Genomic DNA, 16,110 nt, shown 5'->3' with positions numbered 1-16,110 from the left:
GGGTCGGTGACGTGCCGGACCAGCGTCCCGCCGGATCCGGCATGTGCAGAAGGCTCGATCGAGCGGGCGGATGGGGTAGCCGAACAGGTATGCCAGGCGGTCACGGCGTCTCCTGCCAGCCGCCGAGCCAGCCCTGCGACACCCCGGCCAGGCCGACCGCGACCAGAGCCGTCCGTTGTTCGTCGGTCAGACCTGTGGCGTCCGGCTCCGCCAGGCCGGAGGTGATCCAACTGGTCATCGCGGCCTGGGCGAGCCCGGCCCCGACGGCCGCCGGGGGCCATACCCCGTCCGCCTCCTTGCGGCGGACCGTCACCGCGTCGGCGCCGAGCAGGTAACCGGCCGCCCACACCTCCAGGGCGAGTCGCCAGTGCAGGCCCGACGGCAGGCCGGTGACCTCGAGCAGGCGGTCGAACCCGTCCACCACCTGGCTGACGGTCACCCCGACCAGGCCGCAGTGATCAGCCCAGTACCAGCCGAAACCGTGTTCGACAGGTTCCCCGGTGCCCGGCCGCAGCGGTCGCAGCAGGCAGCGGTTGCGATGAAGCTGCACGGTGTAGGGCAACTTCTCGTCGGAGCGGCACCGCCGGCCCAGGGCGTCCTCGGCGCTCGCGCTGAACTGCCAGTAGGCCGGCGACAGCGCCGGGGCCGGCAGGAACACGGTGGCGTGGAACCGGCCCGGATGCCCGACGATCGTCGGATCGAACCGGTGGTCGACCAGGTGCGGCACGGTCCCGACCACAGGGATGCCGGCCTCCCGGCAGAACATCACCACCATCTCGTCGTCGTCCTTGACGTCGTCCGGAATGCCGGCCAGGTAGTCGGCCAGCTCCCGGGCCAACGTCACCGGCAGGACGAACCCCTGGGTGGGGGTCCACTCGAACCGTGACAGCGGCGCGAACGGCCAGCCCGCGATCACCGCGCGGCGGACCAGGTACGAGTTCTGCGGGCTGTCCCAGTGCGAGTAGAGCGAGATCCCGTGCTCCGGACGGGCCGAGATCGCCCGGTGCACCTGGGTGGCGAAGCCCCGGATCAGCCGGATGTCGTCCTGCAACACCAGGTGGTGGGTGGCGCCGTCGGCGACGGAACGCCAGGCCACCTTCGCGGTACGCAACGGGCTCGGCACCCCGTCCGGTTCCGGATCGGTCACCACCCGGGCGGTCAGCGGGGCGCAGTCGCGCACCAGCGGTGGGATGCGCTCCCGTCGGCGCGGGTGGTGCATGATCGCCACGCTGAGCCGGATCTCGGTGGCCGTCACCGTGCTTCCGCGGCCGAGAGGCCGGCCGGGACGACCGGCTCCCCACCGCGGCCGGCCGACTGGTAGGCAGCCTCGATAAGCGCCGTCGTGGTGACGACCTCCCGCATCGGCCGGTCCCAGCCGGTGCCCGTGGCGACCAGGCCGGCGAAGTCGGCGAACATGCCGCCGAACCACTCCTGGTGGGTCTGGTCCCGGTTCGGCGGCGCCAGATCGGTGCGCTCCACCCCGCCCGCCGTACGTACCTCGGCCACCCCGTCGTGCACGTCGGCCGTGCCGTCCGGGCCGCTGACCAGGTAGCGGTTCGACCTGGTGTCACTGACCCAGCTCAGGTCGATCTCGCAGGTCCCGCCGTCGCCGAACTCCAGGTCCAGCCGGGCGGCCACGTCCATCCCGCCGGCGGCGTCGCCGTCCGCCCACTGCGCGACGCAGGAGACCGTACGCGGGGCCTCGCCGAAGATCTGGGTGGCCATGTACGCGCAGTGCGTCCCGTGGTCGAGCATGATCCCACCCCGGGCCACCGAGATGTCCCGACGCCAGTCCGGCTGCCATCCGGGCACCCCACGGGCGTGCGAGTCACGGGCGATCCGGAACCGGGCCCGCAACGGACCGCCGAGCCGCCCACCGGCGACCGCGCCGGTGAGCACCCGCATCATCGGCGAGAACCCGTAGTTGTGCGCGGGGTAGAGCAGCCGGCCCCGGTCCCGGGCCAGGTCGACCAGGTCCAGTGCCTCTTCGGTGCGCACCGCGACAGGCTTCTCGCAGATCACGTGCAGACCGGCGGCGAGCGCTTCGCGTTCCAGCTCGACGTGGTGGTTCGGTGGGGTGCAGATGTCGACCGCGTCCACCGGCTGGGCGGCGAGCAACTCGGCAAGCGTCGCGTAGGTGGCCAGGCCAGGCTCGATTCGCAGGGCCCGGGCCCGCCGCTCCGGCGACGGGTCGAGCACCGCGACGACCCGGCCGGCGGTGACCGTACGGTATGCGTGCAGTCGTCCTTCCCCCGCGGTGCCGAAGCCGATGACGGCGATCCTCATGCCGGTCCCTCCTCGAGGTGCTGGGGCGCCGCGCCGTCGATCAGCACGCGGCGAATGATCTCGACGGCCTGCTCGGCCAGTTCCGCGTCCACGTTCAGCGGTGGGTAGAGCCGCAGGGTGGTGCCCCCGGTCATCACCAGCACCCCGGCGTCGAGCAACGCCAGGAACGTCTCCCGGAAGGTGCCCTTGTCCAGCGGCCGGCGGGACCGTTTGTCGGCGACCAGCTCGATGCCGATCGCGAACCCGGCGCCCCGGACGTCGCCGACGAGCGGGGACTCGTCGACGAGCGGTTCGAGCGCGGCGAGCATCTCGGCGCCGAGCTTGCCCACCCGGCTCGGCAGGTCCTCGTCGACAAGCACGTCGGTGGTGGTGGCGACCGCCCGGCAGGCCAGCGGGAACGCGCCGAAGCTGGACGAGCTCGCGCTCGGGTCGGAGAACGGGCTGGCGGCCATCAGCTCCGCGGTGGAGATCACCCCGGTGACCGGGTATCCGGCGCCCATCCCCTTGCCGACCGTGACGATGTCCGGCGCCACCTCGTCACGCAGGAAGGCGAACGACTCACCGGTACGGCCGAAACCGGTCATCATCTCGTCGACGATCAGCAGCGCGTCGAACTCGTCGGCGACCGAGGCCAGCGCGTTCAGGTAGCCCGGCGGCGGCACCACGTTTCCCGACCGGCCCTGCACCGGCTCGACGACGAGGGCGGCAAGCGCGCCCGTGGAGTTCTCCTTGATGGTGTCCCGCACGGTCTCCACGCAGGCGAACCCACAGCTCGGGAACGTCATCTTGAGCGGGCAGTGGTAGCAGTTGGCGTACGGCGCGCTGAAATAGCCGGAGGGCAGCGGGCCGAGACCGGCCCGCGCCCCGGCGGTGAGCGCCAGGCTGCCGAGTGTCTTGCCGTGGAAGCCACCCCAGAACGACAGGAACTCGTGCTTGCCGGTGACCGACTTGGCCAGCCGCAGCGCCGCTTCCACCGCCTCGGTGCCGCCGCTGTAGAGCTGGATCCGGTCCAGCGGCGCCGGCAGGAACTCGCGCAACGACTCGGCCATCGCCCGGCGGCCGGCCGACCCGAACGCCCCGGCCGGCGCGGTGGCCAGCTCGGCGGTGAGGGCGGCGATCAGGCGCGGGTTGGCGTGGCCGATGGAGTTGACCCCGCCGGCACCCTGAAAGTCGATGATCTCGTTGCCGTCCGTGTCGACCAGGACCGCGCCGGCGGCGGACTCGACGCACAACTGTGCCCAGAGCATGACGGCCTGGAGGCCGGGTCCGATCACCTCCTGCTCAGCGGCCCAGTGCTGAGCACCACGCGGCCGGTCGGGAGAACGCCCGAAACGTCGGCCGTCGCCTGAACTTTCTGCCATCGCTCCGCCTCTCGGGTGCGGCCGATGCACCGGTCACGCCGACCGCGGGCCGCTTCCGCCCATGCTCGGGATCCGGCGGCGAGCCCGGGAGCCTCGATCGGCCACGACGAATGGGCATGCCCGGACGGCTGACACGTCCGGGCAGCACGGCACCGCGGGTGCCGCGGTTAGCGTGGCGCCGTGACCAGCACCGTGCAGGACCTCATCGGCGCGGCGGCGCAGTCCGCCGTCGACGCCGGCCGCCTGATCCGGCAGCGGTTCGGCGCCCCGATGGAAGCGTCCACGAAGGAGGCGGCGCACGACGTCGTGACCGAGGTCGACCTGGCCGCCGAGGAGTTGATCCGCGCCGCGTTACGCGGTGCCGCCGCACGCTCGACCGTGGTGGGCGAGGAAGGCGGCCGGCAGTACGGCGCCACGAACGGGGCGGATGACCCGGTGTGGCTCGTCGACCCGATCGACGGCACCTACAACTTCGTCCGGGGCATCCCGTTCTTCTGCGTGTCGATCGGCCTGCGGATCGCGGGTCGTACCGTGGGCGGTTGCGTCTACGACCCGATGCGCGAGGAGTTGTTCACCGCGGCGGACGGCAGCGCGTGGCTGAACGGCGCGCGGCTGCCCGTGCGTACGTCCACGCCGTCGGCGCCACCGCTTGTGCTGTGCGACATTCCGAACGCCGGCGGGCCGCCGGCCACCACCGAGACCGACCTGCTGGCCGCGCTGCTCACCGCCGCCGCGGACGTGCGGCGCCTCGGTTCGTCCGCGCTGGCGCTGGCGTACGTCGCGGCCGGCCGCGCCGACCTGGCCGCCAACGCGGACGTCTACGACTGGGACACCGCGGCCGGGCGGGCGCTCGTCACGGCGACCGGTGGCGGTTACCTGAGCCACCCCGATCCGCTGCCGACCCGGCGGCGGGGCAGCTTCGTCGCGTGGGCCCCGGCGTACGAGACCCTCGGGCGCGCGGTCGGCGAGGCCCTGCACACCGACAGCCTCGCGGAGACCGTGTGACACACAGGCGCTTTCTGTTCATGGGCGGCATGCACCGCAGCGGCACCACCCTGCTTGCCGCGCTTGTCGGCACCAATCCGCAGGTGGCCGGGTTCCGGCAGACCGGCGCGCCGATGGACGAGGGTCAGTACCTGCAGACCGTCTGCCCCTACGACGAGCAGCACGGCGGTCCGGGGCGGTTCGCGTACGCGCCCGGGGCGCACATGACCGAGCACCACGAGTTGGCCACCCCGGCCACCGCCCGCCTGCTGCGTGAGCAGTGGGGCCGTTATCTCGATCCGGTCCGCCCGGTCCTGCTGGAGAAGTCGCCGCCCAACTTGTTGCGGTTCCGGTTCTTCCAGCGGCTCTTCCCGGACTCCCGGTTCGTGCTCGTCACCAGGCATCCGGTGGGGGTGGCGATGAGCACCAGGAAGTGGACGCCGGCGCTCACCGTACGGCAGCTCGTCGAACACTGGCTGCACGCCCATGAGCTGGTCCGGGCCGACGCCCCGCACCTCGACGCGATGCTCACCGTCCGCTACGAGGACCTGATGGACGACCCGGACCGGACGCTCGCGGCAATCGCGGCCTTCGCCGGCATCCCGCCCACCTTCGACGTCGGCGACCTGGACCGGGGCGCGAACACCAGGTACCTGGATGCCTGGCGGCAGGGCCCGGGGGCCGACGACGACCTCGTCGACCTCGCCGAACGGGTCGAACAGCACGGCTACCGGCTGAGAGGAGAGAACTGATGTCCCGGTTGCTCATCGTGCACGGCACCGGCGGACCACGGCGCTCCGACGAATCGGTCCGCCGGGAGTGGATCAGCTCCATCGAGGACGGTCTCGCGCTTGCCGGCTATCCGCCGGTGGCGCCGGATGCCGCACTGGTCAACCTCGATGCCCCGGACCGCGTGCCGGCCCTCGGCGACAGTGACCCGGCCGCCGAGGGTGCGCTGCTGCGGCGCTGCTGGCGGGCCGCCACCTTCGACACCGAAGCCGGTGCGGAGCCCGTCGGCGAGGACGCGTTGGCCGCCCGCCTGGCCTGGTCCCGATACTTCTGCGGCCTGACCGCCGAGGAGTTGACCGCAACCCTGCGTCAGGTGCGGGCATTCGCCACCGGCCCGGCGGCCGGGCAGGCGATCGACGACGTACGCGCGGCGCTCGCCCCGGACACCGAGATCGTGATCGGCCACTGCCTGGGCGGGGTGGCGGCGGCGCTGGCCCTGGCCGACGCCGGTGCCGGTGCCGCCGCTCCGGCGTTGATCACCCTCGGCGCGCCGCATCCCCCGGCCGCGGGACCGCAGACGCCCGGACCGGCCACCTGGGTGGACCTCACCGACGTGCAGGACACGCTGATCCTGGCGGCCGGGACCGGTCCGGCCGGCGTCACCGGACGGGTGTCACTCGACTGCGACCCCCGGCTGCGCGGCGCGCGCAACTATCTGGCCTCACCGGAGTTCGGCAAGGTGCTCGGCAGTCTGCTGGAGACCTGTCACGGCGGATGACCCCTCCGGAGCATGTCCGGAACGAGACACGGTCCTGGATGGGGCGTGCCGTCGTCGGTTTCGATGATTCGTGTGACTCCGAGTGAGAGGAGCGCGGTCATGACCGCGACGATCGTCGAGCACCATCCGCACCGCGAGTCGGCAAGCCTGCGCATCGGGCTGGTAATGATCAACGACATCCTGCGGGACGGCCTCAGCGTGGCACTCCGCGGTCTTGCCATGACCACTTCCGTCCGCACCTACCGCTCGATGCCCGAGCTGCTGACCGAGGCCGTCGACAAACGACCGGAAGTCCTCGTCGTCAACGCGGCCGACGGCGTCGCGGGCATCGCCGCCGCCGCGCTCATCGCCCCGGACAGCAAGATCGTCATGCTCATCCACGACGCCCGTGCCGCCGAGGCGGTGCTTGCCGACGGCGTGGTGGTGGACGGCTTCCTGCTCCAGCAGGACCTGTCCGGTCGCACCCTGGAGAACGCGCTACGCGCAATCATGACCGGTGAGGTGCCGATGCCCGCGGTCCTGGCGCAGCAACTGCTGGCCCGGGCGGGCATTCGCCGTACGCCCTCGTCGATGGCGCCCATCAAGCTGACGCCGCGCGAGCACGAGACGCTGCTGCTGCTGGTCGAGGGGTTGAGCAACAAGCAGATCGCGCGACGCCTCAAGATCTCCGACCACGGCGCGAAGCGGCTGGTAGCCGGGGTGCTGCTCAAGCTGGGCTGCACCAATCGAACGTCGGCGGTGGTCACCGCCATCCGCTCCGGCCTGGTGGAGTGCGCGTAGGGCGGGCGCCGGGCCACCGTGCCGGCGCCCGGAAACCACAAAGGTGGCGACGCCCCCCGGCGCCGCCACCTTTCGCGATTCCCTCAGACCGCCTGTGGTAGCGGGGGCCGCTCGTAGAGGCCGTGCGCGGCCAGCTTGATGCCGAGTTCGAGTCGGCTCCGGGCACCTACCATCTGCATGATCTGCGTGACCTGCCGCTGGACGGTACGGGTGGACACCGCGAGCGCCCGCGCGACCACGTCGTCGGTGGCCCCGCCGGCCAACCGCCGCAGCACGTCACGCTGCAGCGGGTTGAGCCTGCCGTGCAGGTCGTGCTCGTCCGCCCGAGCGTCGGACCAGTGGTGCTGGAAGATCGTCACCAACGCCTGCACCGCGGTGGGCGAGCGAACGGCGAGCGGTGACGCGGCCCCACCCCGCGACACGATCGCCAGGTTGCGGTCCAGCACGACCATCAGGGTCGGCGAGTGCTTACCGCTCCGCACGTCGGCCCGGACGCCCAGCAGGGCCTTGAGCCGGGCGCCCCGGTCCAGCAGGGTCTCCCCTGCCACCACCGCCCGCACCCGGGCGGCACCTGACCATCCGACCCGGGTCGGCCAGCCCCGGCTCGGCTCCTGATCGGACAACAGCGCACAGTTGGCCGGAATCAGCGCCAGCACCTCGTCGCGCGCGGCCCTGATCACCCGCGTCGCCAGGCGCCAGCCCGCCCCCTCGGCCTCGATGGCCTTCGGCTCCGGTTCCGTGGCTACGTTCTGCATCATCTCTCCCCCGAGTTGCCGTCGCACGCACCCCTGCATGCGCCAAGCGGACAGTGATTGAAACGTAGCGATCGGCGAACGTCGCGGGTACCGGGAAATCCCTGCCCCGCGAGTCGGATTTCCACCGGCTCACCCGCCCTACGGTCCCCAACCGGCGGAACTGTTGGACCGGAGGTACATCAGCACCGCCCGCACCCGCCGGTGCACACCCTCCGCCGCGTCGATCTGCAGCCGCTCCAGGATGCTCGTCACGTACGACTCGATGGTCTTGCTGCTCAGACGCAGGCGGTCGGCGATCGCCCGGTTGGTGAGCCCCTGCGCCATCAGCGCGAGCACCTCCTGCTCCCGGACGGTCAGGCGGTCGATCCGGCCACCCGTGCGGTGCCGGGCCATCAACTCCTCGACCAGGGCCGGATCGATGACCGCGCCGCCGTTCGTCAGCTCACGCAACGCGGTGACCACCTGCTCGACGTCGAGGATGCGCTCCTTGAGCAGGTATCCGACGCCCCCCTCGCCCGAGTTGACGATCGCCAGCGCGTACTCCGTCTCGATGTGCATGGAGAGGACGAGCACCGCGATGCCGGGGTAGTCCCGCCGGATCCGCTCGGCGACGGCCAGGCCCTCGGTCGTGTAGGTCGGTGGCATCCGAATGTCGACGATCGCCGCGTCCGGACGCTGCGCGGCCACCACGTCCAGCAGTTCGTGCGCGTCCTTCACCGCCGCGAGCACGGTCATCCCGGCCTGCCGGAGGAGGGCTGACAAGCCCTCCCGGATCAGCACCGCGTCGTCTGCGATGACGATACGCACGGGATCACCGTCCGCAGCGTCGTGCCGACCCCGGGTCGGCTCTCCATCTCCAGCCGGCCACCGAGCGCTTCGGCGCGGCGGCTGAGGTGCCTCAGGCAGTCTTCGTCGTCAAGGGTCCGGGTCGAGCCGGAGCCGTCGTCGCACACCTCCAGGTGCAGGCAGTTCTCCTCCATGTGCATCCGGATCACCACCGTCGAGGCGCCTCCGTGCCGCACCGCGTTTGTCAACGCCTCCGCCGCGACGAAGTAGGCGGTCTCCGCCACCTCACGTGGCACCAGGCGGGGCCGCCCTTCGATCCGCACCGTGACCGGGGTGTTGACGGTCAACGCGGCAAGCGCCTCGTGCAACTCACGCCGGTCCAGGGCGGGCGGGCGCAGCCCCCGGCTCAGCAGCCGCAACTCGGTGAGCGCCATGGTCAGCTCCGTGACCGCCGTATCCAGGTGGGCGTCCGCCTCGGCGGTGTCCCGGATGGTCCTGCGCGCCATCTGCAACAGCAGTGTCGCGTTGACCAGCCGCAGTTGCGCGCCGTCGTGCAGGTCTCGTTCGATCTCGCTGCGCGCCCGGTGCCGGCCGTTCCGCGCCTCCTGCTCGTACCGGCGTTCCCAGTGCACGGCGTCGGCCTGCCAACCGCGAGCGTTGGCGAGCAGGACCAACGGCGGTATCAGGATCTGCAGCACCACACCTGCCGCATTCCCCACCAGCCAGGCCACGTGCGACGGAGTGGTCAACACGGGCACCACCGCCGCGGCGCTCACCTGCAGGCAGATGAGCACGCCCGGAAGCACGACGATCCGCTGCGCGCCCTGCCACCGCCGGATCAGGTGGACGGCGAGCCAGATCGCCACCACCGAGATCACCAGCCGCGCGGCCACCGGCTGGTACGGCTCGGCGGCCCAGCCCGGCGCGGGCAGGCAGGCCAGGCACGGGTCGATCGGGCTGGCCGGCGCGGCACGGCTGTCGACGATCAGCAGCGGCAGCCCGCCGAGCGCGGCCACCAGCAGGATGCGGTCGGGCCGGGTGAGCGTACGGCTGCGTGGCTGGGTGACCAGGATGGCCACCAGGAGGGTCCAGACCAGCGAGTGCGCGACGGCGGCCATGCCGGTGCCCGACACGCCTTGCAGCGGCCCGGTGCTACGGGCCAACCAGACCATCGCGACGGCGAAGAACAGCATGCCGGTCAACGGGTTGGCGGTCGACCCGATCAGGATCATCCCGGCGGTGCCGTAGGAACAGACGAGCGCCAGAGCGGTCGCGACGAAGAGCGTGGTCTCCGGGTCGCCGGACTGGATCGCCCGGACCGTGGCGACCAGGCTCCCGCCCAGCATCACACAGACAAGCATTGCGACGGCCGCGCCCCGCAACGCTGGCCCCGCGTCGACTCGGCTGACCCTGGCGGGCATCGGAAGCCGGACCAATCGTCCCTCCGCGGTCGGTAGCCGATGGGAGCCGACCACTGGAGGGTGGCGAAACCGACGAGCGTTCGCTCGGCGGTCGCGACGCGATCCCTGAAGATGATCAATCCGCTTGGATCGGGTCTCCGCGATCGACGTCAATACTATCGCATCGTCGATTAATCGGGGGCCCGTAAATTGCATAAGAGTTTCCGCAAAAGCGGGCATTACTCACCCACAGCCGCCGTAGCGGCCCCAAGCGCTCGAACCGGACAGCCCGCTGGGCCGCTAACCGATATCACCTACTAGTCTGGTGGAATATGGCCTCCCATTCGGACCAGCGGTGCGGCATACCGCCTAATCCGCTCCACTCCATCCATACGCCATCGAATTCCTCCTGCACGTGGGCGTCTTCTAGCCCCGGCCCGGTCGAGCCGACCGCCGGCCAGGCCGCTGGCCAATCAATCGGGCAGCCGGCCCGATAAAGCCGCCCAGGAGAGGGCGAGCCCCCGCATTCCGGCAATCAGGATAATCGTTGACCATGCCCAGGAAACCGGTTCGCCCATACCGCCGGCAGCTACTCGCCAAGGGTCCCGAACAATAGAGGTACGACTGACGTGATCTCCGCATGGAGTCATCGGCGCCGACCCAGAGACGGTACGACCGAAATGGGCTTGTGCGCGGCGCCGGCCTCCGTCCCCACCCTTGATCGGTGAGTGACATCGCCCTCCTTCGCCCCTGGCCGGTGGGGTCACGCGACGGCCCGCGCGCAGACCATCGGGTGCAACAGCCGGGACAGTTCGGCGACGCCGGCGACGGGCCGCTCGAAGCCGACCCGGATCCGCCGGGTCGCGCCGGGCCGGCCGTACGCGACGAGCAGCCCGTACCTGTCGATGCGGACCACCCGGGGCGATTCGGCGCCGGGCAGCTTCAGCCGCTGGCGCAGGTGGCCGGCGACCTGCTCGGCGTGGTGGTCGGCGAGGTCGGCAAGCAACTCCGACTCGACCGCGTGCAGCGGGTCGGGCTCCGCCTCCGCGTACGCCGCCGGGTCGATCCGGCGAACGACGCCGGCGCGTTCCCAACGGACCTCGGCCACCTCGAACCGGTGCAGGCGGAACCGGCGGCCCACGTCGAGCAGGTCCCCGGTCGGCTGGGTGGTGGCGAAGTCCACCGCGGCCCGGCGCTCCTCGTCCCCGTCCAGCCGCTTCGCCCAGCCGGAGATCCAGGCCCGGCCGAGGGAGGGGGCGCCGGCGGCGGGCGGCAGGTCGAGCACGTCGAGGACCGTGGCGACGTCGGCGCCCCCGTCCGGCGGCGACAGCGCCGCGGCGAGATCACTGACGACCGGCACCAGCAGCAGCGCCCGGCCGTCCGGGTCGGTGGCGTGCCGGACCTGGTGCGGCCCGGCGTGTCGGGCCAGGTGGACAAGGGCGGGCAGCCGGCCCGCGACGAGGGTACGCACGATTTCCGCCGGGCTGGGGCGCATGGTCCCGACCTCCTCAAGAAAGGTTAGCCTTACCTAACTGGCAGGCTAGACCATTGGACCGCGGTCGTCGACGGAAACCAGCGCCGGCTTCCCGCCGTCCGTGGCTCGGGCCGTCCACGCCGCCCACAGGCGCGCATAGCTTCCGCCCGCCTCGATCAGGTCGACGTGCGGACCGCTCTCCACGATCTCGCCCTGTTCCATCACGATGACGTGGTCCGCGGACACGGCCTGGGTGAGGCGGTGGGCGACGACAAGCGCGGTTCGCCCCTTCAGTGCCGAGGCAGCCGCCTGTTCGAGGTCGCGCGCGCCCGCGCTGCCGGCCTCGGCGGTCGCCTCGTCCAGCACCACGACCGCCGGGTCGAGCAGCACCACCCGGGCCAGCGCCAACTGCTGCGCCTGCGCCGCGGTCAGGGGGTGGCCGCCGTCGCCGACCACGGTGTCCAGACCATCGGGCAGGTCGAGCGCCCACCCCAGGGCGCCGACGCGGGCCAGCGCCGCGGTGAGTTCGTCAGGCGCGGCCTGAGGGCGGGCCAGCAGCAGATCCTCGCCGAGCGGACCGGCGAACACATGGGTCTCCTGGGTGACCATGGCAATCGTGCGGGCGGGCAGCTCGGTGATGGGAACACCGCCGAGAGTGACGCTGCCCGCACCGGGCCGCAGGACCCCGGCGGCGAGCGACGCGACAGTGGTCTTCCCGGCGCCGGTGGAGCCGACAAGCGCGACCTGGCGACCCGGCTCGACCCGCAGGGAGACGTCGCGCAGGACAGGCGTGACCCCGTCGTAGCTGAAACTGACGCCGCTCAGGACGAGGTCGTGCGCCGGCGCGGTGGTGACGCCGTCGCGGCGTTCGGAGTCCATCCGGAGCACGCCGACGAGACGGGCGAGGCTGGCCCCGGCGTCCTGGGCCTTGTCGAAGGTGACCATCAGCAGGAGGATCGGACCGAACAGACGGTGCAGAAGCAGCGCCGCCGCCGAGACCTCGCCGAGGGTGACGGCGTCCTGGCGTACGAGCAGGAATCCCACCACCAGCACCGAGCCGAGCCCGGCCAGCTCCGCCCCGTTGACGCGTCCCACGAAGCGCGTGTAGAGGGCGAACACGCTCACCGAGATGTCGCGGGCGCGTGCGGAGGCACCCGCGATGCCGGCGAGGTGTCGATCCTCCAACCGGTAGGCGTGCACCGTGCGGATGCCCTGCACACTCTCGACGAACCGCTGCGACCGGTGCGCGATGGCGACCCGCTCCGCCGCGTAGGCCGGAGCGGCCCGCGGGAGGTACCACCGTGCCCCCAGCACGTAGAGCGGGACGGCGACCGCGCCGGCCAGCCCGAGCCGCCAGTCGATGCCGATGATCGCGGCGAGGCTGATCGCGGCCAGGAGAAGTGCCGAGATCATGGTGGGAAGCACCTCGGAGACGGCCCTGTCGATAGCGCTGATGTCCGCGCTGACCCGCGAGACCAGGTCGCCCCGGCCCGCCCGGTCGAGCACCGCCACGGGCAGGCGCAACGCGGCGTCCACGGTGGGTTCGCGCAGGTTGGCGAGAATCCGTGCGCCCAACCGGCGGATCAGGTGGGCGCCGGCGCCGGTCGCCAGGCCGCCGACGACGGCGGCGAGCACGATGACCACGGCGACCGGAACGAGCGCCGCGGTGCCGCCGCCGGCCCGGACCCGGTCGACAAGCAGGCCGAGGGCGTACGCGGGAACGACCGAGGCGCCGGCGGCGAGCAGCCCGACGACAAGCGTGACGCCGGTGGACCGCTTGCGGGCCCGCAGTTCCGCGCCGAGCCACGCTCTGCTCTCGCGCGGGCTGGCCACGGGCAGGATCGGGTTCGTCATCGCAGCACCGCGCGACGGTATCTGTCGTCGTGGGTGAGGAGGTCGGCGTGTGGACCCTCGGCGGTGACGGTGCCGCCCTCGATGAACACGACCCGGTCGGCGGCGGCGAGCAACGTCGGGCTGCCGGTGATGACGACGGTGCCGTAGCAGGCGTCCGGTCCGTGCCGCAGCGTACGGATGCCGTCGGCCATGGCCTGCTCGGTGACCGCGTCGACGGCGGTGGTCGGGTCGTGCAGGACCAGCAGCGGCGGCCTGGCGAGCAGGGCGCGGGCGAGGGCGACGCGCTGGCGCTGGCCGCCGGACAGGTTCGCGCCGCGTTCGGTGACAGGCATGTGCGGGCCCTCCGGATGCAGGTGGGCCACCTCGTCCGCGGCAGCGGCGCGGAGGGCTTCGGCGAGCCGTCCGCCGTGGTCGTCGTGGACTGCGACGTTCGAGGCGAGGGTGCCGGTGAACAGATCGGTGCGGTGCGGTTCGCTGTGCAGCAGGCGGCGCGCCAGGCCACGGTCCACGGTCTCCAGCCGTGCTCCGCCGAGCAGGATGTCGCCCTGGTAGGAGTCGGGTACCGCGAGCACGCGCGCCAGCGCCTCGGCGTCCGCCGGCCGGTCAGCCACGACGCCGACGAACTCGCCGGCGCGGACGTGCAGGTCGAGACCGACAAGCGGGCCGTACGTCACATCGGTCAGGCGCAGCTCGCACCCGGTGCCGCCGGGCGCGGCGGCGCCCGGCGGAAGCGTCACCCCGGCCTGGGTGACGGCGGCCACCCGGTCCGCCGCCGCCCGTGCCGCGGCGGTCCAGCTGGGCACGACCGCGAGGACGCCGAACGGCTCGATGAGGAACTGCGCCGAGCCGATCACGGTGATGAACTGGCCGACCGTGATGCGACCGGTGAGCGCGAACCAGCCCGCCATGATCGCGATGCCGCCGGACAGCAGGGCGCTGAGTGTCGTGGAGGCGCTCAGGTACGCGTTCTGGGTCCGGGAGGCGCGCAGGGTGGCCGCCAGGGAGCGGCGGCTCACCTGGCGGTAGCGCTCGGCGCCGGCGTCCTGGGCGCCGATGCCACGCAGCGGACGCAGCCCGGTCACCAGGTCCGTGGCGAGCGCGGTGGCCCTACCGGCCTGGTCCTGCTGGTCCTTGACGCGCCTGGCGATCACCGGCGCGGTGAGGTTGAGGACCGCCAGCACGAGCGGGATCGCGACAAGCACGGTCAGCCCGAGCGGCGCCGAGATCAGCAGCAGCGTGACCGCGCTGACCGTGACCGCGACGAGCGCGCTTGTGATCCGCGGGATGTGGTCGAGCAGGTAGGAGGTGTACTCGGCGTCCGTGGTGGAGATCGCGAGCAGGTCGCCGGTGTGCCGGTCGGTCCGGAGCACACGCGGGTCCAGGATCCTCGCCGCCACCTCCACCCGTAGCCGGTGTCCTTCCTCGGCGATGGCCCGTTGCAGGTGCCGCGCGCCGAAGCGGTACGTCACCACCAGGACGAGATAGACGAGCGCCAGCGCCGTGATCCAGACGAGCAGCGCGTTCACGTCGCCGGTGGCGACGGCCCGGTCCACGACGACACCGATGAGAACCGGCACCAGCGCCGCGCAGAGCTGGTACACGCCGGCCAACGCCGTGCCGCTCCAGAGACGTCGCCCGTTGCGGGCGACCGCCCTGCGCAGGACGGCGGTTCCGGGACTTGACCTGCTCACTTACTCGTACCCCCTTGCGACAGGCACCAGAAACGTGAAGTACTTTACGCATCTGGTTAGGGAAGCCTTACCTTACGACGCGAGTTGGAGTACCCCACCATGCGCCTCTCCCGGTTGCTCACCGGACTCGTCACGGTCACCGCCATGCTCGCGCTCGCCGCGTGCGGCGGATCGTCCGACACCGACGAGACGCCCGCCACGTCCGGAAACGCGACGACGACGTTCCCCCTGACGATCACCCACGCCCTGGGCACCACCACGATCGAGAAGAAGCCCGAGCGGGTCGCCACCGTCAACTGGGCCAACCACGAGGTGCCCCTCGCCCTGGGGGTCGTCCCGGTCGGCTACGCCAAGGCCAACTTCGGCGACGAGGACGGCGACGGCCTGCTGCCCTGGGACGCCGCCAAGCTCAAGGAACTCGGCGCGTCGACACCTGTGCTCTTCGACGAGACCGACGGCATCGACTTCGAGGCGGTGGCGAACACCAAGCCGGACGTCATCCTCGCCGCCTACTCCGGCCTGACCCGGCAGGACTACGACACCCTGACGAAGATCGCGCCGGTCGTCGCGTACCCGCAGGCGCCCTGGGCCACGTCGTGGCGCGACAGCATCAAGCTGGAGAGCCAGGCCCTCGGCCTGGCCGCCGAGGGCGACGCGCTGATCGCGAAGATCGAGAAGCAGATGAAGGACGAGGCCGCACGCTATCCGAAGCTGGCGGGCAAGTCGGTGATGTTCCTGACCCACCTGGATCCGACGGACCTCAGCAAGATCAGCTTCTATACCACGCACGACACCCGGGCCCAGTTCTTCACCGACCTCGGTATGACGCATCCGCAGAGCATCGCGAAGGCATCCGCGGCGACCAAGGAGTTCAGCCTCACGCAGAGCGCGGAGCAGGTGCAGAACCTCAGCGACGTGGACATCATCGTGACCTACGGTGACGCCGAGGGCACCACCCTGGCCACCCTGCAGAAGGACCCGCTGCTCTCCAAGATCCCGGCGATCAGCCGCGGCTCCTTCGTGTCCCTGCCCGGCAGCACCCCGGTGGCCACCGCCGCCAACCCGACGCCCCTCGCGGTCTCGTTCGTCCTCAAGGACTACGTCGACCTGCTCGGCAAAGCCGCCGACAAGCTCTGATGACCCGCGAACCGACATCCGGGCCGGGGGGGGGGCCGGGGGGGCGGCCCGCCCCCGGGGGCCGGGCCCCGGGGCCGGGGGGGGCGCGCGGGGGG

Annotated in this window: 14 protein-coding genes; 5 read left to right on the top strand and 9 right to left on the bottom strand. The window is 71.8% G+C overall.

The features are described 5' to 3' along the window. Positions 1-100: 100 nt before the first annotated feature. From SM450_RS24040 to SM450_RS24030, 3 genes are read right to left on the bottom strand one after another with little or no spacing between them, the layout of a single operon-like run. Positions 101-1,255: a hypothetical protein gene (locus SM450_RS24040; protein WP_474622033.1), complete on the bottom strand. Its 1,155-nt coding sequence runs from the start codon at positions 1,253-1,255 to the stop codon at positions 101-103. Next, complete coding sequence (locus SM450_RS24035) at positions 1,252-2,286, bottom strand: Gfo/Idh/MocA family protein (protein ID WP_474622032.1); 1,035 nt, start codon at positions 2,284-2,286, stop codon at positions 1,252-1,254. The genes SM450_RS24040 and SM450_RS24035 overlap by 4 nt, the downstream gene beginning before the upstream one ends. After that, a complete protein-coding gene (locus SM450_RS24030; protein WP_474622031.1) occupies positions 2,283-3,560 on the bottom strand; it encodes an aspartate aminotransferase family protein in 1,278 nt (425 codons plus the stop codon). The genes SM450_RS24035 and SM450_RS24030 overlap by 4 nt, the downstream gene beginning before the upstream one ends. 267 nt (positions 3,561-3,827) lie before the next feature. Here SM450_RS24030 and SM450_RS24025 point away from each other — a divergent pair, with 267 nt between their 5' ends. From SM450_RS24025 to SM450_RS24010, 4 genes are all read left to right on the top strand, one after another. Beyond that, complete coding sequence (locus SM450_RS24025; RefSeq protein WP_474622030.1) at positions 3,828-4,652, top strand: inositol monophosphatase family protein; 825 nt, start codon at positions 3,828-3,830, stop codon at positions 4,650-4,652. Then, on the top strand, positions 4,649-5,383 hold the full coding sequence (locus SM450_RS24020) for a sulfotransferase family protein (RefSeq protein WP_474622029.1): 735 nt from the start codon (positions 4,649-4,651) through the stop codon (positions 5,381-5,383). The genes SM450_RS24025 and SM450_RS24020 overlap by 4 nt, the downstream gene beginning before the upstream one ends. After that, the gene (locus SM450_RS24015; protein ID WP_474622028.1) at positions 5,383-6,138 is read left to right on the top strand and encodes a hypothetical protein; all 756 of its coding nucleotides are present in this window, start codon (positions 5,383-5,385) and stop codon (positions 6,136-6,138) included. The genes SM450_RS24020 and SM450_RS24015 overlap by 1 nt, the downstream gene beginning before the upstream one ends. 99 nt (positions 6,139-6,237) lie before the next feature. Next, positions 6,238-6,918 carry a LuxR C-terminal-related transcriptional regulator gene (locus SM450_RS24010; RefSeq protein ID WP_474622027.1) on the top strand — a complete coding sequence of 227 codons (681 nt, stop codon included), beginning with the start codon at positions 6,238-6,240 and terminating at the stop codon, positions 6,916-6,918. Positions 6,919-7,001: 83 nt separating this feature from the next. On the opposite strand, the gene SM450_RS24005 is transcribed toward SM450_RS24010, so the two are convergent. The 6 genes from SM450_RS24005 to SM450_RS23980 form a co-directional block, all read right to left on the bottom strand. Beyond that, positions 7,002-7,673: a helix-turn-helix transcriptional regulator gene (locus SM450_RS24005; RefSeq protein ID WP_474622026.1), complete on the bottom strand. Its 672-nt coding sequence runs from the start codon at positions 7,671-7,673 to the stop codon at positions 7,002-7,004. A 138-nt stretch (positions 7,674-7,811) separates the two neighbouring features. Continuing rightward, positions 7,812-8,480, bottom strand: a complete 669-nt coding sequence (locus SM450_RS24000; RefSeq protein WP_474622025.1) for a response regulator transcription factor — start codon at positions 8,478-8,480, stop codon at positions 7,812-7,814. Then, entirely contained in the window at positions 8,447-9,805 is a 1,359-nt protein-coding gene (locus SM450_RS23995; protein WP_474622071.1) for a sensor histidine kinase, read from the bottom strand. Before SM450_RS23995 ends, SM450_RS24000 begins: the two co-directional genes overlap by 34 nt. An 817-nt stretch (positions 9,806-10,622) precedes the next feature. Then, positions 10,623-11,354 carry a DUF2470 domain-containing protein gene (locus SM450_RS23990; protein WP_474622024.1) on the bottom strand — a complete coding sequence of 244 codons (732 nt, stop codon included), beginning with the start codon at positions 11,352-11,354 and terminating at the stop codon, positions 10,623-10,625. 45 nt (positions 11,355-11,399) lie between these two features. Beyond that, the gene (locus SM450_RS23985) at positions 11,400-13,187 is read right to left on the bottom strand and encodes an ABC transporter ATP-binding protein (protein ID WP_474622023.1); all 1,788 of its coding nucleotides are present in this window, start codon (positions 13,185-13,187) and stop codon (positions 11,400-11,402) included. Then, positions 13,184-14,878 (bottom strand): ABC transporter ATP-binding protein, encoded by a 1,695-nt coding sequence (locus tag SM450_RS23980; protein WP_474622022.1) that lies wholly within the window; start codon positions 14,876-14,878, stop codon positions 13,184-13,186. The genes SM450_RS23985 and SM450_RS23980 overlap by 4 nt, the downstream gene beginning before the upstream one ends. 84 nt (positions 14,879-14,962) lie before the next feature. Between SM450_RS23980 and SM450_RS23975 the strand changes: the two genes are divergently transcribed. After that, a complete protein-coding gene (locus SM450_RS23975) occupies positions 14,963-16,015 on the top strand; it encodes an iron-siderophore ABC transporter substrate-binding protein (protein WP_474622021.1) in 1,053 nt (350 codons plus the stop codon). Positions 16,016-16,110 lie beyond the last annotated feature (95 nt).

This window comes from Micromonospora marincola, from assembly GCF_056150385.1.
Note: the sequence above shows the minus strand (reverse complement) of the source record. Positions and strands in the feature narration are given on the sequence as shown.

Excerpts from the sequence above, each read along its gene's own strand:
- SM450_RS24015 (WP_474622028.1), top strand. The coding sequence starts at position 5,383 with ATGTCCCGGTTGCTCATCGTGCACGGCACCGGCGGACCACGGCGCTCC.
- SM450_RS23995 (WP_474622071.1), bottom strand. The coding sequence starts at position 9,805 with ATGCTGGGCGGGAGCCTGGTCGCCACGGTCCGGGCGATCCAGTCCGGC.
- SM450_RS23985 (WP_474622023.1), bottom strand. The coding sequence starts at position 13,187 with ATGACGAACCCGATCCTGCCCGTGGCCAGCCCGCGCGAGAGCAGAGCG.
- SM450_RS24005 (WP_474622026.1), bottom strand. The coding sequence starts at position 7,673 with ATGCAGAACGTAGCCACGGAACCGGAGCCGAAGGCCATCGAGGCCGAG.
- SM450_RS23990 (WP_474622024.1), bottom strand. The coding sequence starts at position 11,354 with ATGCGCCCCAGCCCGGCGGAAATCGTGCGTACCCTCGTCGCGGGCCGG.
- SM450_RS24010 (WP_474622027.1), top strand. The coding sequence starts at position 6,238 with ATGACCGCGACGATCGTCGAGCACCATCCGCACCGCGAGTCGGCAAGC.
- SM450_RS24035 (WP_474622032.1), bottom strand. The coding sequence starts at position 2,286 with ATGAGGATCGCCGTCATCGGCTTCGGCACCGCGGGGGAAGGACGACTG.